This window comes from Stappia sp. (genome assembly GCF_048268045.1).
GTDB lineage: Bacteria > Pseudomonadota > Alphaproteobacteria > Rhizobiales > Stappiaceae > Stappia.
On sequence record NZ_JBLWWG010000011.1, the window covers coordinates 51,159 to 69,554 of the forward strand.

The 18,396-nt window shown below is 67.4% G+C and carries 15 protein-coding genes; 7 read left to right on the plus strand and 8 right to left on the minus strand.

Going from position 1 to position 18,396, the window contains the following annotated elements:
- Positions 1-56: 56 nt before the first annotated feature.
- The 4 genes from ACN0WF_RS16540 to ACN0WF_RS16555 all read left to right on the plus strand — a co-directional run bounded on the left by ACN0WF_RS16540 (position 57) and on the right by ACN0WF_RS16555 (position 4,716).
- Positions 57-1,151 (plus strand): ABC transporter ATP-binding protein, encoded by a 1,095-nt coding sequence (locus ACN0WF_RS16540; protein ID WP_417773884.1) that lies wholly within the window; start codon positions 57-59, stop codon positions 1,149-1,151.
- Positions 1,152-1,286: 135 nt separating this feature from the next.
- A complete protein-coding gene (locus tag ACN0WF_RS16545; protein ID WP_417773885.1) occupies positions 1,287-2,387 on the plus strand; it encodes an extracellular solute-binding protein in 1,101 nt (366 codons plus the stop codon).
- Positions 2,388-2,572: 185 nt separating this feature from the next.
- A complete protein-coding gene (locus tag ACN0WF_RS16550; RefSeq protein WP_417773886.1) occupies positions 2,573-3,844 on the plus strand; it encodes an ABC transporter permease in 1,272 nt (423 codons plus the stop codon).
- Between the two features lie 17 nt (positions 3,845-3,861).
- Positions 3,862-4,716 carry an ABC transporter permease gene (locus ACN0WF_RS16555; RefSeq protein ID WP_417773887.1) on the plus strand — a complete coding sequence of 285 codons (855 nt, stop codon included), beginning with the start codon at positions 3,862-3,864 and terminating at the stop codon, positions 4,714-4,716.
- A 158-nt stretch (positions 4,717-4,874) separates the two neighbouring features.
- Here ACN0WF_RS16555 and ACN0WF_RS16560 read toward each other — a convergent pair whose 3' ends face one another.
- The 8 genes from ACN0WF_RS16560 to ACN0WF_RS16595 all read right to left on the minus strand — a co-directional run bounded on the left by ACN0WF_RS16560 (position 4,875) and on the right by ACN0WF_RS16595 (position 15,289).
- The gene (locus ACN0WF_RS16560; RefSeq protein WP_417773888.1) at positions 4,875-5,567 is read right to left on the minus strand and encodes a sarcosine oxidase subunit gamma; all 693 of its coding nucleotides are present in this window, start codon (positions 5,565-5,567) and stop codon (positions 4,875-4,877) included.
- Complete coding sequence (locus ACN0WF_RS16565; RefSeq protein WP_417773889.1) at positions 5,560-8,544, minus strand: sarcosine oxidase subunit alpha family protein; 2,985 nt, start codon at positions 8,542-8,544, stop codon at positions 5,560-5,562. Before ACN0WF_RS16565 ends, ACN0WF_RS16560 begins: the two co-directional genes overlap by 8 nt.
- Positions 8,541-8,831, minus strand: coding sequence for a sarcosine oxidase subunit delta (locus ACN0WF_RS16570; protein WP_417773890.1), 291 nt, complete (start codon positions 8,829-8,831; stop codon positions 8,541-8,543). The genes ACN0WF_RS16565 and ACN0WF_RS16570 overlap by 4 nt, the downstream gene beginning before the upstream one ends.
- Positions 8,832-8,844: 13 nt before the next feature.
- A complete protein-coding gene (locus ACN0WF_RS16575) occupies positions 8,845-10,104 on the minus strand; it encodes a sarcosine oxidase subunit beta family protein (protein ID WP_417773891.1) in 1,260 nt (419 codons plus the stop codon).
- Positions 10,105-10,195: 91 nt separating this feature from the next.
- Complete coding sequence (locus ACN0WF_RS16580; protein ID WP_417773892.1) at positions 10,196-11,155, minus strand: LysR substrate-binding domain-containing protein; 960 nt, start codon at positions 11,153-11,155, stop codon at positions 10,196-10,198.
- A 115-nt stretch (positions 11,156-11,270) separates the two neighbouring features.
- Positions 11,271-12,416, minus strand: a complete 1,146-nt coding sequence (locus ACN0WF_RS16585) for an iron-containing alcohol dehydrogenase (protein WP_417773893.1) — start codon at positions 12,414-12,416, stop codon at positions 11,271-11,273.
- Between the two features lie 184 nt (positions 12,417-12,600).
- Positions 12,601-14,826 carry a molybdopterin cofactor-binding domain-containing protein gene (locus ACN0WF_RS16590; protein ID WP_417773894.1) on the minus strand — a complete coding sequence of 742 codons (2,226 nt, stop codon included), beginning with the start codon at positions 14,824-14,826 and terminating at the stop codon, positions 12,601-12,603.
- Between the two features lie 4 nt (positions 14,827-14,830).
- Positions 14,831-15,289 carry a (2Fe-2S)-binding protein gene (locus ACN0WF_RS16595; protein ID WP_417773895.1) on the minus strand — a complete coding sequence of 153 codons (459 nt, stop codon included), beginning with the start codon at positions 15,287-15,289 and terminating at the stop codon, positions 14,831-14,833.
- 139 nt (positions 15,290-15,428) lie between these two features.
- Here ACN0WF_RS16595 and ACN0WF_RS16600 point away from each other — a divergent pair, with 139 nt between their 5' ends.
- The 3 genes from ACN0WF_RS16600 to ACN0WF_RS16610 all read left to right on the plus strand — a co-directional run bounded on the left by ACN0WF_RS16600 (position 15,429) and on the right by ACN0WF_RS16610 (position 18,217).
- A complete protein-coding gene (locus tag ACN0WF_RS16600; protein WP_417773896.1) occupies positions 15,429-16,484 on the plus strand; it encodes a LysR family transcriptional regulator in 1,056 nt (351 codons plus the stop codon).
- Between the two features lie 300 nt (positions 16,485-16,784).
- Positions 16,785-17,582 carry a hypothetical protein gene (locus ACN0WF_RS16605; protein WP_417773897.1) on the plus strand — a complete coding sequence of 266 codons (798 nt, stop codon included), beginning with the start codon at positions 16,785-16,787 and terminating at the stop codon, positions 17,580-17,582.
- A 35-nt stretch (positions 17,583-17,617) separates the two neighbouring features.
- Positions 17,618-18,217 carry a hypothetical protein gene (locus ACN0WF_RS16610; RefSeq protein ID WP_417773898.1) on the plus strand — a complete coding sequence of 200 codons (600 nt, stop codon included), beginning with the start codon at positions 17,618-17,620 and terminating at the stop codon, positions 18,215-18,217.
- Positions 18,218-18,396: the final 179 nt, after the last annotated feature.

The following is an 18,396-nucleotide window of genomic DNA, read 5'->3' on the forward strand; positions in this document are numbered from 1 at the left end:
TCCAGAAGCTGGAGCGAATGCCTGCCCCTTTGTGTCAATTTGTTTTAGGGGTGCAGATGACAGAAGCACGGGGCGCATCCGTCCGTTACGAGAACGTCCAGAAGAGCTATGACGGCGAGACGCTCGTCGTCAAAAATCTGAACCTTGACATGCCCCCGGGCGAGTTCCTCACCATGCTCGGCCCTTCCGGTTCAGGAAAGACCACCTGCCTGATGATGCTTGCGGGCTTCGAGCCGGCGACCCACGGCGAGATCTTCCTGAACGACAGCCCGATCAACAACGTCCCGCCGCACAAGCGCGGGATCGGCATGGTCTTCCAGAACTACGCGCTTTTCCCGCATATGACGGTCGCGGAGAACCTGGCGTTCCCGCTTCAGGTTCGCGGCATGAACCGCGCCGAGCAGGAAGAGAAGGTCAAGCGCGCACTCGAGATGGTCGAGCTTGGCGCCTTCGGATCACGCCGGCCGGCGCAGCTTTCGGGCGGCCAGCAGCAGCGCGTCGCCGTTGCCCGTGCGCTGGTGTTCGAGCCGGAACTCGTCCTGATGGATGAACCACTGGGTGCGCTCGACAAGCAGCTGCGCGAGCAGATGCAGTACGAGATCAAGCACATCCACGAGAGCATCGGCGTCTCGATCGTCTATGTCACGCACGACCAGACCGAGGCGCTGACGATGTCGGACCGGGTCGCGGTGTTCAACGACGGCGTCATCCAGCAGCTCTCGCAGCCGGACGAGCTTTACGAGAACCCGCAGAACTCCTTCGTGGCGCAGTTCATCGGCGAGAACAACAAGCTCTCCGGCACGGTAACGGCGATCGAGGGGCACTCCTGCGATGTGCAGCTCGACGACGGCACGCAGTTGAAGGCCGAGGCGGTCAACATCGGCGGCGTGGGGTCGCGCACCACCATCTCGCTGCGTCCCGAGCGCGTCGAGTTCGACACCCACGAGCAGATGGACAATCTGGTCAAGGGCCGGATCGAGGAGATGATCTATCTCGGCGATCACATCCGCGTCCGCATGACCGTCGCCGACAACAAGGACTTTGTGGTCAAGGTCCGAAACCGCGGCGAGAAGCGCGATCTCAAGGCCGGCCAGATGGTCGAGATCGGCTGGGCGGCGAACGATTGCAAGGCGCTCGACCCGGTTGCCTGACGACTTCGGCCGGACCCGGCGCGGCTCAACCCGCGCCCGGCCCGTGCCGCAAGCTTGCGGCGGTCCCTTGTGCGACCGCCGCCCTGTTCCCGGGTGGACCCGGGCGAACACTCTGAAAGCGAGGAGAAAAACTCCATGATCTTCAAGAAAGCCCTTTTCGCGGGCGTTGCCACCCTGCTCCTGACGGCCGGCGCCAGCGCCAAAGACTTCACCGTCGTCTCCTGGGGCGGCGCCTACCAGAACTCGCAGCTGAAGGCCTATGTCGAGCCCTACGCCAAGGCGCACCCCGACATCAACTTCATCTGGGACGAGTCCTCCAACGAGGCGGTCGCCAAGCTGCGCGCCATGAACGAGGCGGGCAACGTCACCTGGGATCTCGTCGACGTGGTGGCCTCCGATGCCATCCGCCTGTGCGATGAAGGTCTCGCCATGGAGATCGATCCGGACAAGGTCCTGGCCAATGCGCCCGACGGCACGCCGGCTAGCGAAGACTTCGGCGACCTGCTCGTTTCCGACTGCTTCATTCCGCAGATCGTCTACTCGACGACCTTCGGCTACCGCACCGACGTCGCCGCCTGGAACGGCAAGGAGCCGACCAGCATCTGCGACGTCTTCGATCTCGAGAACTTCCCCGGCAAGCGCTCGCTCGAGAAGCGTCCGATCAACAACATGGAATGGGCCCTCCTGTGCGACGGCGTCGCCAAGGAAGACGTCTATGACGTGCTGGAGACCGAAGACGGCGTGAGCCGCGCGCTCGCCAAGCTCGGCACGATCAAGGATCAGGTCGTGTGGTGGTCGGCTGGCGCCGAGACGCCCCAGCTTCTCGCCGATGGCGAGGTCGTGATGGGCTCCACCTACAACGGCCGCCTGTTCTCCGTGATCGAGGAGCAGAAGCAGCCGGTCAAGATGCTCTGGGACGCCCAGGTGTTCGACCTTGACGGCTGGATCGTTCCCGCCGGCCTGCCGGACGACCGCAAGCAGATGGTCATGGACTTCCTGAAGTTCGCGACCGACACACAGCGCCTTGCCGACCAGGCGAAGTACATCTCCTACGGTCCGGCCCGCAAGTCGTCGGCCCCGCTCGTCGGCAAGCACGCCGAGCTCGGCATCGAGATGGCGCCGCACATGCCGACCGACCCGGCCAACGCGACCAACACCTTCCTCTACAACTACGAGTGGTGGGCGGATTATCGCGACGACCTGGACGCCAAGTTCCAGGCCTGGCTCGCCAGCTGATCGGCTGACAACAGGACGGCGGGTGCCCTCACGGGGGCCCGCCGCTCTTGATCCGCGCGCGGACGAGGGTCTCACATGACCTTGCCCGCGCGCCGCCGCCGGCCCCTCCGTCCGGCCGGCACGCACGCTCCCGGCCCCGGGAAACGGGGTCACATGATCCAAGACGGCAGGCAGAGACGGCAGGAATGGCAAGCGACACATCGGCCGAACCACAGGTGCTTACGACCCGCGACGGGATCCCGCTCAAGGTGAGCCTCGCCAAGGCGCTCAGGCGGGAGAAGCTGCGCTCGCTGATGCTGATCGCACCGTTGCTCCTGTTCATTCTCGTCAGCTTCGCCGCACCGATCGCGGACATGCTGTTCCGCTCGGTGGAAAACGGCATCGTCGCCGACACCTTGCCGAAGACGGTGAAGGCGCTCGCGTCCTGGGATCCGGCCTCCGGCAAGATTCCCGGCGAACCGGTTTTCCAGGCCATGCGTGACGACCTCCTGGTCGCCACCGAGGAAAAGACGCACACACGGCTTGGCTCGCGCCTCAACTACGAAGCCTCCGGCATGTCGAGCCTGTTCCGCAAGACGGGCCGCCGCGTCGAGCGCATGGACGCGGACAAGCCCTATGCGGAGCAGTTCATCGACATCGACAAGGACTGGGGCGATGTCGCCACCTGGTCGCTGCTGAAGCGCTACTCGCCGCGGATCACGCCGGGCTACTTCCTCAACGCCGCCGACATGCAGATGACGGCCGACGGCATCGAGCTGAAGCCCGAGAGTGAGCGGATCTACCTCTTCCTCTTCGCCCGCACGCTGTTCCTGTCGCTGTCCATCATGCTGTCGTGCCTGCTGCTCGGCTATCCGGTCGCCTACCTGCTGTCGTCGCTGCCCGCGCGCTCCGCCAACCTGTTGATGATCCTCGTTCTTCTGCCATTCTGGACATCGCTGCTGGTCCGCACGTCAGCCTGGAAGGTGCTGCTTCAGCAGCAGGGCGTGATCAACGACTTCCTTGTCTGGATCGGATTGATCAGCGACGCCAACCGGCTGGTGATGATCAACAACCAGACCGGCACGATCATCGCGATGACGCACATCCTGCTGCCCTTCATGATCCTGCCGCTCTACTCGGTGATGAAGACGATCTCGCCCACCTACGTTCGCGCGGCCAAGAGCCTGGGGGCCACCGACTGGACCGCTTTCTGGCGGGTATATTTCCCGCAGACCGTGCCTGGCATCGGCGCCGGCGCGATCCTCGTCTTCATCCTGTCGATCGGCTACTACATCACGCCGGAACTGGTGGGCGGAACCAGCGGCATCTTCATCTCGAACCGCATTGCCTACCACATTTCCAGTTCGCTCAACTGGGGTCTGGCGGCGGCGCTGGGCGTGATCCTGCTCGCCGCGGTGATGCTGCTCTTCTATGTCTACGACAAGATCGTCGGCATCGATAACGTCAAGCTCGGCTGAGGAGGCCCAAGAAGAAAATGTCCTCTCTTCCTGCCTATGCCTCTACCGGCCAACGCGCCTGGTACTACAGTTTCCGCGTTATCTGCGGCCTGATCTTCTTTTTCCTGATCTTCCCGATCATGGTGATCGTGCCGCTTTCGTTCAACGCGGAGAACTTCTTCACCTTCACCAAGGCGATGCTGGCGCTTGACCCGGCGGGTTACTCGCTGAAGCACTACGAAGACTTCTTCACCAACCCGGACTGGCAGCAGGCGATGTGGAACTCGCTGTCGATCGCGCCGGTGGCGACGCTGCTGGCGACCGGCCTCGGCACGCTGGCGGCCATCGGCCTGTCGCAGAGTCATGTGCCCTTCCGCTCGGCGATCATGGCGGTGCTGATCTCGCCGATGATCGTGCCGCTGATCATCTCGGCGGCGGGCATGTATTTCTTCTATTCGCGCATCGGACTGCAGGGAACCTACATCGGCGTGGTGCTTGCCCACGCCGCCCTCGGCACGCCCTTCGTCATCATCACGGTGACGGCGACGCTCGTCGGCTTCGACCGAAGTCTGACCCGGGCGGCGGCGAGCCTTGGCGCCAACCCGGTGACCACCTTCTTCAAGGTGCAGATGCCGCTGATCATTCCCGGCGTCGTCTCGGGCGCGCTCTTCGCCTTCATCACCTCGTTCGACGAAGTGGTGGTGGTTCTGTTCCTGGGCTCGGCCGGTCAGAAAACCCTTCCCTGGCAGATGTTTACGGGACTGCGCGAGCAGATCTCGCCAACGATCCTGGCCGTCGCCTCGCTGATGGTGGCGATTTCGATCGCACTGCTGACGGTGCTGGAGCTGCTGCGGCGGCGTTCCGAGCGGCTGCGCGGACTGACGCCAGGCTGAGCCGATCTTGCGCAAGATCGTGCATTTCGAGCGAAACGCGCGACAGGATTTCGAAAAACTGAGAGGCCGGTTGCGGAGATTGTCCGCAACCCGCCTCGTCTTTTTCCGCAGTCCCGAAAGCCCGGCGGAATGGGGTTGTCCCCGCCCCGCCGGATCCGTCAGACGATCCGCTCGGGCTCGCCGACCCGATAGCCGAATTCCAGCGCGGCATCGCGCAACCATTCCAGGAAGCTTGCCTCGAAGCTCGCCGGGCAGAGAAGGTCGAACGCCTCCTTGCTGCGGCGCAGGAGAACGACCGGCATCTGGTGGATGACGGACTGCGCCAGCGATCCCGGCGGGAAGGAGGCCATCGAGAAATCGATGGCGACCGCCTTGTTGAGAACCGCGATGGCGTCCTCACCCGAAACGCGAACCGCGTGACGGGCACTGGACAGGTCGACGACCGACGCCTCGTCGGCCCCGAAAGCCTCGTCCAGCCGGGCGACGTCGCCGGCATCCGACGAGAGCCACAGGAAGCGGCCGAAGGCAACCCAGCAGAAGAGCGCGGCCTCGCCCTCGGCGAACCTGCCGGGGCGCCCCGGCAGGTCGGTGCCGGCAAGCGCGCCGAGGCGGGTGCATACGTCCTCAAGCCGGTTCGGCCACGCGCCGATCTCGACAATCGCACCGGTCTCCAGCGGCGCCAGGCCAAGGCGCAGGCCACTGGCGCCACCGGTCTCGCCAGCCACCAGCGGCCCGCCGTGGACCTCGTCCTGGCCTGCCGGCTGGCCGGCATCTGGAAGCGGCGGGGCGGGATCGCCGGTCACATTGCCAGCCGCGGCTACGGTGTTGCTGTCGAAGGTGGCGTCAGACATGCATTCTGCTCCCCTCGGGGTCGTGGAAACAGGGATGAACCACCCGCACCCGAACCGAGATCCCCTTGAGGGGATAGACGGCGTCGAGTTCATCGCCCGTGCGGCTGTTTCCACCGGAAAGAAGGGCCAACGCGATCTGCGTGCCCATAACAGGCGAGAAGGTCGTGGCGGTCACGTGCCCGAGACTCGCCCCTTCTCCCGGGCTGGTCAAGTGGCTGCCCGCCCGGATCTTGTCTCCCTCCACCGCGACAAGGCCGACAAGCACCTCGCGCTCGGGGTCCGAGAGCCCAGGGCGCGCCAGCATGGCGGAGCCGACGTAGGGTTTGCGACGAGAGGCCATCTTGCCGAGACCGACATCGGAAAGCGTCGTTCGCCCGTCCATCTCGGCTCCGGTGATATGGCCCTTCTCGATCCTCAGCGTCCCGAGCGCCTCCAGCCCGTAGGGAACGATTCGTTCCGGCGCGCCGGCCTCCAGCAGCGCTTCCCAGACCGCAAGCCCGTCCGTCCAGTCGCAATAGACCTCATAGGCAAGCTCGCCAGAGAAGGAGAGCCGGGCGATGCGCACGTCCACGCCGGCGATGCGCCCGCGCGTCAGCCCCATGTGGGGACAGGCATCGGGCGAGACATCGCCCTTGGAGAGCGCCCGCTGCAGCACCGCGCGTGAGGACGGGCCGGCAATGGCAAGAGCCGCGAACCGGTCGGTCACCGAGGTGACGTGAACGCGCAGCTCCGGCCAGACGACGTCCAGATAGTGCTCCATATGGGCAAGCACGGCGCCGGCGTTGGCGGTCGTCGTGGTCACCAGGAAGCGGGTCTCGTCCAGCCGCCAGGCGGTGCCATCGTCAAACATGATGCCATCCTCGCGCAGCATCACCCCGTAACGGGCCTTGCCGACGGGAAGCCTGGCGAAGCCGTTGGCATACAGTCGGTCGAGGAAGACCGCCGCGTCCGGCCCCTGGACGTCGATCTTGCCCAGGGTCGAGACATCAACGAGGCCGACGCCGGCGCGCACCGCGCGCGCCTCGCGGACATAGGCATCCTCGAGCGTTTCGCCCGGGGCGATGTAGGCACGCGGCCGCATCCACAGACCGGCAGCCATCATCTGCGCCCCGTGCTCCACATGCCAATCGTGTATCGGCGTCAGCCGCAGCGGCTGCAGGTGGGCGCCGGCCTCACGCGCGGCGATGGCGCCGATGGCGACCGGGGTGTAGGGCGGGCGAAAACGGGTGGTGCCGACATCCGCCACCGACAGGCCCCGCGCCTTCGCCAGCAGGGCGATGGCGTTGACGTTGGACGTCTTTCCCTGATCGGCCGCCATGCCCAGCGTGGTGTAGCGCTTGACGTGCTCGACGGAGGAAAAGCCCTCGCGGTCGGCAAGCGCCACATCGTCGGCAGTCACATCGTGCTGCAGATCGACGAAGCGCTTCTGCCGGCCGACGGCGGGCACCTCGAAGAGCGGGAACGGCAGTTCGGCGCCCGCCGCGCCCTCAAGCACGGGAAGCACCGGCGCGGAGGAAACCGCAGCGCCGCAGGCCCGGGCCGTGTCCTGCCCGGCCCGCGCCCCGCTTTCCAGCGCCGCCGCAAGATCCAGTTGCCCGGCGCAGGCACCGCAGGCGGTCCAGGCCTCACGCGGGGTTCCGGGCAGAAAGGACTGAAGCGCCGTGTCGAAGACGGGCGGGCTGCCCGCCTGGCTGGCGAGATGCACGCTCGGTGTCCATCCGCCGGCGACGAGCAGCGTGTCGCAGGCCGGCCGCATGGCGTTGACGCCGAGCGTGCCGCTCACCGGGTCGAAGCCGCGAATGTCGACGCCGGCCAGCACCGTGTGGCCGCGCGTGCCGACGACCACCGCCCCGGTCTCGAGCCGGATGCCACGTTCGCCGAGCTCCTCGGCGAGATCGTCGCCGACACCGCGCCGGCAATCGACCACGGCCTTGACCGGAACGCCAAGCTCCGCGAGAGCAAGCGCGGTGCGCACGCCGCCGTCATTGTTGGAAAAGAGGATCACCGAGCGACCGACGGAAACCCCGTAGCGCCTGGCATAGGCAAGCCCGGACGAGGCCAGCATGACGCCCGGCTTGTCATTGCCGGAAAACACCAGCGGACGCTCGATCGCCCCGGTTGCCAGCACGACGCGGCGGGCATGGATCACCCAGTGGCGCTGGCGCGGCTGAAACACCGGCGGCTCGCGCAGGTGGTCCGAGACCCGCTCGACGGCGGCCAGCACGTTGCCGTCGTAATAGCCGTGGACGGTGGTGCGCGGCAGCAGGCGCACGCCAGCCGTGGCAAGTTCGCCCAGCGTCCGCTCGACCCAGGCGGAGGCGGACAGCCCGTCGAGCGTCGCCCCGTCTTCATGGACCCGTCCGCCGGGACAAGCGTTCTCGTCGGCGAGCATGACGCTCAGCCCGCTTGCCGCCGCCGCCTTCGCTGCCATCAGGCCGGCCGGGCCGCTGCCAACCACGAGCACGTCGCAAAAGGCGTTGCGCTTCTCGTAGCGGTCGGGATCGGGGAAGTGGGTGCCATGTCCAAGCCCGGCGGCCCGACGAATGACGCGCTCGGCGATGTGCCAGCCGGTCTGCCCGGCCTCCATGAAGGTCTTGTAGTAGAAGCCCGCGGCGAAGAGCGGCGCCAGCTTGTTGTTGATCGCCATGGCGTCGAAGGCGAGGCTCGGCCAGCGATTCTGGCTTTTCGCCTCCAGTCCGTCGAAGAGCTCGGCCATCGTTGCGCGGGTGTTGGGCTCCTGGCGCGCGCCCGAGCGCAGCTCGACCAGCGCGTTGGCCTCCTCCGGGCCGGCGCTCATGACACCGCGCGGCCGATGGTACTTGAACGAGCGGCCGACGAGCTTGCGCCCTGTCGCCAGCAACGCCGAGGCGAGCGTGTCGCCGGCATAGCCCTCAAGCCGATTGCCGTCGAAGCGGAAGGCGAGCGGGCGCGTGCGGTCGACATGACTGCCGCCCTTTTTCAGACGAAAGCCGCTCATGCGCGCCTCTCCAGTTCGGCGGCGAAGAGCGCGGCGCGACCGGCGGGCTCGACGGACAGGATCTCGTGAGTGGCCGTGTCGCGGACAACGCGCAGCCAGTGGCGACAACCGGATATGTGGTGCCAGAGCTCCGTGTGGGGGCCGCGCGGATTCTCGCGGTCGTAGACATAGGCGGCGAAGGGCTCGGCCTCGGTCACGGAGAGATCGGGACGGGTAAGCGTTCCGTCGCCGCCGTAGGAGAATTCGGCGACGTCGCGCAGCCCGCAACAGGGACAATCAATACGCATGGCGGGCGTCCTTTCAGTGCATCTTCGGAACCGGGCCGGCGCCGCGCTCGTCAATCGAGGCGCCCCGGCGGAACCGGTCGAGGGTGAAGGCGGCGTTGAGCTCGTGCGGCGCGTCCTTCGCGATGGTCCAGGCGAAGCACCAGCCGGAGGCGGGCGTCGCCTTGAAGCCGCCATAGCACCAGCCGCAATTGAGGTAGAGCCCGTCGCGCGGGCCGGTCGCGATGATCGGGCTGCCGTCCATGCTCATGTCCATGATGCCGCCCCAGCTCCGCAGCAGGCGCAGGCGCGAGACGAAGGGCAGCATGGCCACCGCCTCGGCCATGACGTGTTCCACCACCGGCAGGTTTCCGCGCTGGGCATAGGAATTGTACTTGTCGATGTCACCGCCGAAGACCAGGCCGCCCTTGTCGGACTGGGACATGTAAAGGTGGCCGGCGCCGAAGGTGACGACGCTGTCGAGGATCGGCTTCACCGGCTCGGTGACGAAGGCCTGGAGCACATGGCTCTCGATCGGCAGATGCGAGACGCCGGCCTTGCGCATGACCTCCGACGTGCTCCCGGCGACGGCGACGGCGACCTTGCCGGCGCGGATCTCGCCGCGCGAGGTGGTGACGCCAACGATGCGCCCGCCGTCCTCGATAAAGCCGGTGACCTCGCAGTTCTCGATGATGTCGACGCCGCGCGCGTCGGCGGCGCGGGCATAGCCCCAGGCAACCGCATCGTGTCGCGCGGTGCCGGCGCGCGGCTGCAGGAGGCCGCCGAGTACGGGAAAGCGGGCGTTGGGCGATACGTCGAGGCCGGGCACACGGGCGGCGACCTCCTCGCGCGACAGAAGCTCCGCGTCGATGCCCTGCAGACGCATGGAGTTGCCGCGCCGGGCATAGTCGTCGATCTGCGACGGGGTGTGGGCGAGATTGAGCACGCCGCGCTGGGAGAACATGACGTTGTAGTTGAGGTCCTGCGACAGGCCCTCCCACAGCTTCATCGACCACTCGTAGAAGCGGTTGTTCTGCGGCAGCATGTAGTTGGAGCGCACGATGGTCGTGTTGCGGCCGATGTTGCCGGAGCCGAGCCAGCCCTTCTCCAGCACCGCGACATTGGCGATGCCGTGCTCCTTCGCAAGATAGTAGGCGGTGGACAGGCCATGGCCGCCGCCACCGACGACGATCACGTCATAGGCGGGTTTCGGCTCGGGCTTGCGCCAGGCGGGCTGCCAGTTTCGATGGCCGGAAAGCGCGTGGCGCACCAGCGACAAGGCGGAATATCTCTGCAACGTCAAAGCTCCCCCGGGTCCCGTGTCGAGACCCCTGTTTCAGTTGGTTCGAAGGTGCGCCTGCCGCCGCGCCCCTCCCGTTCCGCTCGGCTCAAGCCGCCCCTTCCGTGCGTTCGTTCCAGCCGGTGCGCGCCGGCTCGGCGACGGCGAACTCGGTAAGCAGCCGACGGCGGAAGATCCGCACCGCCTCGCGCTGGAGATCGTCCGGCCGGAACAGCATGAAATAGCCGAAGCCGGACGGAGTCGAGAGGTCGAAGGGCGCGGCGAGGCGACCGTCGGCGAGATCGCGCGCGGCAAGGCGCTTGTCGGCAACGACGAGACCGCCCTCGCGGGCGGCGAAGTCCAGCGCCATATGGGCGGTGTCGAAGACAATGCCCTGCGGCAGCGGCCGCGACACGCCGGCGGCGCGCAGGAACTCCGCCCAGGCGGTGTGGCGGCCACCCTCGTTGCGCACATGCAGGACCGTTTCGACGCGCAGCGCCTCGGCCAGGCCCGCACCCGCCACCCGGGCGGCGGCATCGGGCCGGCACAGCAGCGTCAGCTCCTCCATCCACAGCAGGTCCATGACCTGGTCGGTGACCCGGGGACGGGAAAACACCACCGCCGCGTCATGCGCCGTGTGGTCGAGACTGTCGAGGACGTAAGGCGTGTCGATCTCGATGGCGACACCGCCCTCGGCGCGACAGGTCTCGATGATGGGGGCGGCCATGCGGCAGGCGAAGGACGGCGGCAGGGCAAGGCGCAACGTGCCGCCCCGGTCGATGCCGCACACCGCGTTGAGCCCGGTCTGGAGACCGTCGAGGGCCGGTATCACGGCGAGCAGCAGGTCCTGCCCGGCCCTTGTCAGCGCGAGCGCCGAACCGCGGCGCTCGAACACGCGCGCGCCGATGAGTTCCTCCAGGTTGAGAATGTGGCGGCTGATGGCGGATTGGGTGACGCCGAGCCCCTCGGCGGCGCGGGTGAAGCTCATCTGCCGCGCCGCCGCCTCGAAGGCGCGCAAGGAGTTGAGCGGCAGGCGCCGACGGTCGATAGGGGCAGGCTGGCTCGTCATCGGGCGTCCGGTGCGTGGCGGCTGGCTCAGGTTTCGAGCCTTGAGGCTACGCCGGCTTTCGGCGGAAGCAAAGCGCCAGTTGCACCCCGGCGGAACCGCATCGCCGAACCCGGCATCAGGCATTCAGTACCCGTTCGGCGATGAGGAGCAGATCCTCGTCCGTCACCGCACGCAGGCTGGCAAGGCGCATCGGGGCGTTCTCGGGCCGCGCCATCTGCGCGGCGAGACGCTCCGGCGACAGGCGGTTGATGTCGGCGGGAAGATGCAGCGAGATGCCGAGCCGGCGCACCAGACCGGAAAACGCCATCGGCAGTTCGCCATAGTGGGCGCAGCCGAAGGCCTGGGCGACGTCCTTGTAGGCCGCCTCCTGCCCCTCCATCGACCAGGCCAGCGAGGCGGCCATGCCAAGCGCCACCGCCCGCCCGTGATGGATCGGCAGCAGGCTCGCCAGCGCATGGGCGATCATATGGGCAATGCCGGTGCCGCAATTGTCGATGCCGGTGCCGGCGCGCGCGGCGGCAAGCAGCAGCGCTCCGCGCGCGGCGAGGTCGTCCGGCTCGGCCACCGCCTTCTCCAGATGGGCAACGGCAAGGGCGATCGCCGCGCAGCAGGTAGCGCTGTTTTCCGCGAAGGCGGCCCGGTTCGTCGCCGCCTCCATGGCATGGACGATGGCGTCGAGCCCGCAGGCGGCGGTGAGCGGCGCGGGAAGCCCGGTGGTGAGCTCGGCGTCGAGCAGGGCGACATCGGGCTTCAGCGCCTCGCCCCAGTACCAGTATTTGACACCCAGCGCGTCGGAGACGATGGAGACGGCGGTCGTCTCCGAGCCCGTGCCGGCGGTGGTGGGCACGCAGACCAGCGGCAGGCGCGACAACGGCAGCGGCCGGGAGGCGAGCCGGTAGCTGGAAAGCGCATCCGGCGCACCAAGCGCGGCGGCGGCAAGCTTGCCGGCATCGAGCGCCGAGCCGCCGCCCAGCGCCACGACGACACCGGCCTCGCGGTCGCGGGCGAGCGCCATCGCCTCCTCGACCCGTTCCTCCTTGGGATCGCTCATGATCCGGTCGTAGGTGACGACCCGGTGGCCCGCCTCCTTCATGATGCCGGCGATGCGCGGCGTCAGGCCGAGCGGGCCGAGGCCGGCGTCGGCGACGAGAAGCACGCAGGCCCCCTCCCCGGCGAGCCCCGAGACGAGCGCGCCGAGACCCGCGCTCGTGCGCGGGCCGCAGACGATGCGCGGAACCCGGTTCATGGTGAAAGTCGGCATCTCCCCTCCCCGCCAGAGCGCGAAGCTGGAGGATCCGACAGGGATGCGGCGGAGGGAAATGCAAAAAGGAAATCGGCCGATCACATAAAATGGGCCGTGCCCCGCCCGCCGCGACGAAGCGCAACCGGCCCCGCGGGACGCGGAACCGGTTGCGCAGTCGCCAGGCGGGCTCGGGCCCTGACGATCAGACCAGGCCCGCCTTGGTCAGCGGCAGCACCACCGGCAACACGCCGTTGGCGGCGAGAATGGCGTTGGCGACCGCCGGGCCGACCGGCGGCGTGCCGGGCTCTCCCGCCCCCGTCGGCGCTTCGGCGGAGGCGATGACCTCGACCTCGACCGCCGGCATGGCGTCCATGCGGATCGGCAGGTAGGTGTCGAAGTTCTGCTGGTCGACATGGCCGTCGGTGAGCGTGATCTCGTCGTAGAGGATCGCGCCAAGGCCGTAGCCGATGCCGCCCTCCATCTGCGCCTTGACGTTGTCCGGGTTGACCGCGACACCGCAGTCGACCGCACACCAGACCTTCTCCACCTTGAAGGTGCCGTCTTCCGCCTTCGACAGTTCCGCGATCTCCGCGACATAGGTGCCGAAGGATTTGTGGACGGCGACCCCGCGGAAGCGGTCACCCACCTTCGATCCGGACCAGCCGGCCATGTCCGCCACCTTGTCGAGCACGGCAAGCTTGCGACGGTTGATCGCGTCATGCTCCTCGTTGCCCGTGGGCGCTGAGAGGTGCCGACGGCGGAACTCCACCGGATCGGCCTTGGCCGCATGGGCGAGCCGGTCGATCATCCCTTCCACCACATAGGCGGTCTGGGTGTGGCCGACCGAGCGCCACCACAGCACCGGCACGCCGACCTTCGGCGAATGCAGCTCCCCCTTGAAGTTCGCCGTCTTGTAGCTGAAGTCCTCGACGCCCTCGATCGAGGTGACGTCAATGCCGTCCTTGACGGCAAAGGCCTCCATGAAGGTGCCTGCCATGAGCGACTGCTGGACGATGCGGTGGTGCCAGCCGGCGATATTGCCGTCGCCGTCGAGGCTGGCGCGAACCCTGTGCACGCCCATCGGCCGGTAGTAGCCGGCGCGGGTGTCGTCCTCGCGGGTGTAGACCAGCTTGATCGGCTGGGACTTGCCCCAGATCCTGGCGATGGTCGCCAGCTCGACGATGTGGCGCGCATCCGGCGAGGTGCGCCGGCCGAAGGAGCCGCCCGCGTAAAGCGTATGGATGGCGACGTTCTCCGGCTTCAGGCCCAGCACCTTGGCCGCCGTACCCTGATCCACTGTCTGGAACTGGGAGGGATACCAGAGGTCCGCCTTGTCGCCGTCGACATGGATGGTCAGCACCATCGGCTCCATCATGCCGTGGGCGAGATAGGGGAACTCGAAGGTCTCCTCCACCACGTCGCCGGCGGCCAGTATCGCGGCGACATCGCCATCGTCGCGGAAGACGGGGCCGTCAGAAGCGGCGAGCTTGCGATATGCGTCAAAGAGCGTGTCGCTTGAGCGCGTCTCGGCGCCCGTCTCGTCCCACTCGATTTCGAGCAGGCCGCGCGCCTTGATCGCCGGCCAGGTCGAGGTCGCCAGCACCGCGACGCCGTGGTCGGGCACCTCGATGACATCGACAACGCCGGGAACCTTGCGCGCCTCGGCGGCATCGACCGACTTGACCCTGGCGCCGAACGCATGGGGCCGCTCGAGCACGGCGACCAGCATGTTCTCGCGCTGGACATCCATGCCATAGGTACGCGGAGCGCCGACGGTCTTGTTGGGAACGTCGAGGCGCGGGAAGGACTTGCCGATGAAGACCCAGCGGTCCGGGGTTTTCACCTCGACCGTCTCCGGCACGGGCATCGTCGCCGCCTTCTCCGCCAGATCGCCGAAGCCGGCCGACTTGCCGGAAGCGTGGGAGAGCGTGCCCTCCCTCACCACGATTTCGGAGGCGGGAACGCCCCATTCCGCTGCTGCGGCGGCAACGAGCATGGCCCGCGCCGTGGCGCCCGCCTCGCGGTACTGCATGAAGGAGTTGGCGATCGCGGTGGATCCGCCGGTGCCCTGCATGCCGAAGGCGAGGTTCTTGTACTTGTCCACCTCGGCGGGCGCGAACTCGGCCCGCATCTGGTCATGGCGCGCGTCCAGTTCGTCGGCGACAAGCGTGGCAAGCCCGGTGGCATTGCCCTGTCCCATGTCGAGATGCTTGTTCAGCACCGTGACGAGACCGTCCGGCGAGATGCGCACGAACGGCGTGAACATGTCGCCCGCGGCAGCTTCGCCCGAGGCCCCGGCGACGGCCACGCGTGCCGGCGCGCCGAGGCCGATGACGAGGCCGCCGGCGGCAATCGCCGACATCTGAAGGAAGGAGCGGCGCGAGGGACGCGGCGCGCTTTCGGACATATGATCGATCATCTTGAACATCGGCTCAGCCCTCCATCGTCTCTGCCGCGCGGTGGATCGCGGCGCGGATGCGGGGATAGGTGGCGCAGCGACAGACATTGCCGCTCATCGCCGCGTCGATGTCCTCGTCGCTCGGTTTCGGCGTGTCCTGAAGAAGCGCGGTGGCCGCGAGGATCTGGCCGGACTGGCAGTAGCCGCACTGCGGCACGTCGAGCTCGCGCCAGGCGGACTGGACGGCCTCGGCCGCCTTGCCGGAGACGCCCTCGATGGTGGTGATCGATGTGCCTTCGACGTCACCCACCTGCGTCTGGCAGGAGCGGATCGGCATGCCGTCCATGTGCACGGTGCAGGCCCCGCAGGCGGCGATGCCGCAGCCGAACTTGGTGCCGGTCATCTGCAACTCGTCCCTGAGAACCCACAGAAGCGGCGTTTCGGGATCTATATCGAGCGAGCGGTTCTCGCCATTGACGGTCAACTGGACCATATGTCCCTCCTGAAACCCAATCGGTCCGCGGTTGCCTTTTACAGGAGGCGCGGACCATGAGCGTTTGCAACGTACTTCTAGGTGGGGCACGCTTCACCCAAGGTCCAATTGATTTTGGATATCCGGAAACATTGATGCCATGAATATCTCTTCGGTCGATCTCAATCTCCTCGTCGCTTTCGACGCCCTGATCAGCGAGCGCAACGTGACGCGCGCGGCGCGGCGGGTCGGGCTGACCCAGCCGGCCATGTCCAACGCGCTGTCGCGCCTGCGCGCGCTTTTCGACGACGAACTCTTCGTGCGCTCGGGGCGCGGCATGGAGCCGACGGCGCGTGCCCAGACGCTGGCGCCCCTTCTCAACGACGCGCTCAGGCGGATAGAGCAGGCGCTGGCGCCGGCGCTCGACTTCGCTCCCGAGCAGATCGACCGGATCGTACGCATCGCCATGACCGACAATTCCATGGCGGTGCTTCTGGTCGACCTGATCGAGCGGCTGCGACGCGACGCCCCCCGGCTCGACATGCACATCATGGGAACGCGCCCCTCGGGCATGACGCCGATGCTCGACGACGGCGAGATCGACCTGGCCGTCGGCGTCGGCAACGACCTGGAGGCGCGACATCGCTCGCGCACGCTCTACACCGACCGTCTGGTGGGCGTTGCCCGGCGCGGGCGCTTCGGGCCGCAGGGGCCGACGCTCGACCAGTTTCTGGCGGCCGAGCATGTGGTTGTCGCCCCGCGCGGCGGCGCGGGCGGCGTCGTCGACCGGGCGCTGGCGGCGAAGGGCCTGCGCCGGCGCGTCCTGCTGACCCTGCCGCAGTTCATCTTCGCCCCCTATGCGGCGGCACAGGTGGACCTCGTTGCCTGCCTGCCGGCGCGTATCGCGCTCGCCAAGGCAGAGCTTCTGGGGCTCGAGATCTTCGAGCCGCCGGTGGAGCTTCCCGATTTCACCGTCGCGCTGATCTGGCACGGTCGCGACGACGCCGACCCGGCGCATCAATGGCTGCGCGAAACCGTCGCCGAGGTGGCGCGACAGGTGACGGCGCTTGGCGACGATCACCTGCATGCCATGTGCGGCACACGAAGCAGGGAAGCCACCTTCGCCCGTTTCGCGGCTCCGGCAGACGTGATTGCAACGAACGAGGCAATGGAGACGGGCGCGGACGTTGCAGCCGAGCAGTTGCCGGCCGAATAGGCTGCACGCCCCGGACACGGAGCGACTTTTCAACTGTCTGCAGTTGTCGACCGCAACCGGCTGGGGCATTTTGAAAGACTGCAGCCGGCGCACTGGCTCAGAGCGAAACGGCCGAAGAGGACGCGGACTGCCATGACGCAGAACGAGAGCGCGGAACATGGTGCGGAAGCCGGTGCCCAGGCTCCCACGGCGACGCCGGCCACGCCAAGGCTCGGAACGGGCCTGACCAGGCTGCGCGCCGCCGGCCTCTCGGTCCTCACCATTGCTGGTGGCGCGCTCGTCTACGAGCCGATCAGCCTGATGATCACGTCCTATTTCAACGACATGCGCGCCGAGCAGACAGAGCTGGCGCGGCAGAAGGAATTGGCCCACCAGCGGGCGCTGGAAGAAGAACGGCGCGAGGCCGAGGCCGCGCGGCTGGCGGAAGAAAAGATGCGCACGGACAAAGTGGTCGCCGTGAGCGAGGCAACGGTGCGCTCCCTCGATCAACTCGTCAAAGAGTTCGCCGCGCGCTCCATGCCCACGCCGACCGCAACGGCGCCAGCCCCGCAGGCGCACCGCTCCGAACCGCCCGTGGCAGGACCGCGCCAGCCAGAGCCACAACAGCCCGTCGCGCCCAGGATCACCGAACGTGCGGCACCGGCCATGCCGCAAGCCGACAGAACCGCAGTGACGACGATTGCGGTGCGCCGGCTCCCGCTCGTTCTTCCCGAACAGACGGGTACGGATGCCCCACCGCCTGCGCGGGAAAAGGCTGCAGAACCGCCGGCGCGAACGCCGCGGGCGGAGACGCCGACCCAGGAACAGGCCACAAAGCCCGCTGCCCCCCTGCGCCTCTTCACGGTGCTTGGCACCGACCCCTTCAGCCTGTGCGGCCATGCAAACTTCACCGCCGAGGCCTCCGCGGCCGGCCTTCTGCTGGCCAACACGGACCGGGATTTCGCGTATCGCGTCGGCTTCCGCCGATGGGAGAAGCGCGTGTCAATGGACGCACCCAACGAGGTGTTTCCCGGCTGCGTCGCCAAGTTCCAACGGCAAACGCATTACGGCAGCGTGTCGCTGCTGGTGCAGGAATTCAAGGGACAGTCCGGGGAATGACCCGGCCGCCCGCCATCACTCAACGGAGGAACCAAATGGGCTGGAAGAGAACAGGTGTGGCGGCCGCGCTGCTGATGGGACTGGGCGTTGCCGGTGGGGCACCGGCGGCCGAGGCCTGCGAGACCTACAAGGCGCTGTCGGCGACCGAACTCAAGGAGTTCCGGAACAAGCTAACCGAGAAGGAGGCGGATCCGATCGACCGGCTCTTTGCCTATCAGGAGCTCGCCTGCTCCGATCAGCCTGTCATGCGTGCCTATGCAATCCGAGCCGGCATGGAGAATGCGCGGGATCCGATCCTGCGCCAGCAGATCGCGTTCGACGCGCTGATGGCCATGCCGCGCGTCGACGTCGAGCTGTCCGGCAACGACCTCGGCAAGAACGCGAAGCGTTATATCGAGGGCGAAGGCAACGTCATCAGCAGTACGGTGCGCTACCGGGACTTCAAGAAGGGGTGCCTGTCCTTCTACAGTTCCGACAGCTGTCAGGAAGGCAGTGCGATGACGATCAAGGGCGACACGCTGCTGGTGAGCGGGTCGAACCTGGTTGGAACACTGGCACTGACCGAAACGGGCGAGTTCATCGGCACGGTGCGCTATCGCGGGGACCCGATCACGGCACGCGTCCGGATCTACTGATATCAAGCCTCGAGCAACGGCGAGGCTCGACCGACAGGGCGGGCCGCCCCGCGCCCCTGTCGCCAGCATCGGCCGACGGTGTCGCAAAAAGATAAGGGAGCGCGGCATGGCCGCACTCCCCCTCCCCTCTGGTTATTCCTGCCAATCCGGTCGGGCCTGCCAAACCGGACCGGTCTGAA

Coding starts and splice junctions, on each gene's coding strand:
- ACN0WF_RS16570 (WP_417773890.1), bottom strand. CDS start 8,831: ATGCGTATTGATTGTCCCTGTTGCGGGCTGCGCGACGTCGCCGAATTC.
- ACN0WF_RS16580 (WP_417773892.1), bottom strand. CDS start 11,155: ATGACGAGCCAGCCTGCCCCTATCGACCGTCGGCGCCTGCCGCTCAAC.
- ACN0WF_RS16610 (WP_417773898.1), top strand. CDS start 17,618: ATGGGCTGGAAGAGAACAGGTGTGGCGGCCGCGCTGCTGATGGGACTG.
- ACN0WF_RS16545 (WP_417773885.1), top strand. CDS start 1,287: ATGATCTTCAAGAAAGCCCTTTTCGCGGGCGTTGCCACCCTGCTCCTG.
- ACN0WF_RS16605 (WP_417773897.1), top strand. CDS start 16,785: ATGATCACGTCCTATTTCAACGACATGCGCGCCGAGCAGACAGAGCTG.
- ACN0WF_RS16600 (WP_417773896.1), top strand. CDS start 15,429: ATGAATATCTCTTCGGTCGATCTCAATCTCCTCGTCGCTTTCGACGCC.
- ACN0WF_RS16565 (WP_417773889.1), bottom strand. CDS start 8,544: ATGAGCGGCTTTCGTCTGAAAAAGGGCGGCAGTCATGTCGACCGCACG.
- ACN0WF_RS16550 (WP_417773886.1), top strand. CDS start 2,573: ATGGCAAGCGACACATCGGCCGAACCACAGGTGCTTACGACCCGCGAC.
- ACN0WF_RS16590 (WP_417773894.1), bottom strand. CDS start 14,826: ATGTTCAAGATGATCGATCATATGTCCGAAAGCGCGCCGCGTCCCTCG.
- ACN0WF_RS16595 (WP_417773895.1), bottom strand. CDS start 15,289: ATGGTCCAGTTGACCGTCAATGGCGAGAACCGCTCGCTCGATATAGAT.
- ACN0WF_RS16560 (WP_417773888.1), bottom strand. CDS start 5,567: ATGTCTGACGCCACCTTCGACAGCAACACCGTAGCCGCGGCTGGCAAT.
- ACN0WF_RS16585 (WP_417773893.1), bottom strand. CDS start 12,416: ATGCCGACTTTCACCATGAACCGGGTTCCGCGCATCGTCTGCGGCCCG.
- ACN0WF_RS16540 (WP_417773884.1), top strand. CDS start 57: ATGACAGAAGCACGGGGCGCATCCGTCCGTTACGAGAACGTCCAGAAG.
- ACN0WF_RS16555 (WP_417773887.1), top strand. CDS start 3,862: ATGTCCTCTCTTCCTGCCTATGCCTCTACCGGCCAACGCGCCTGGTAC.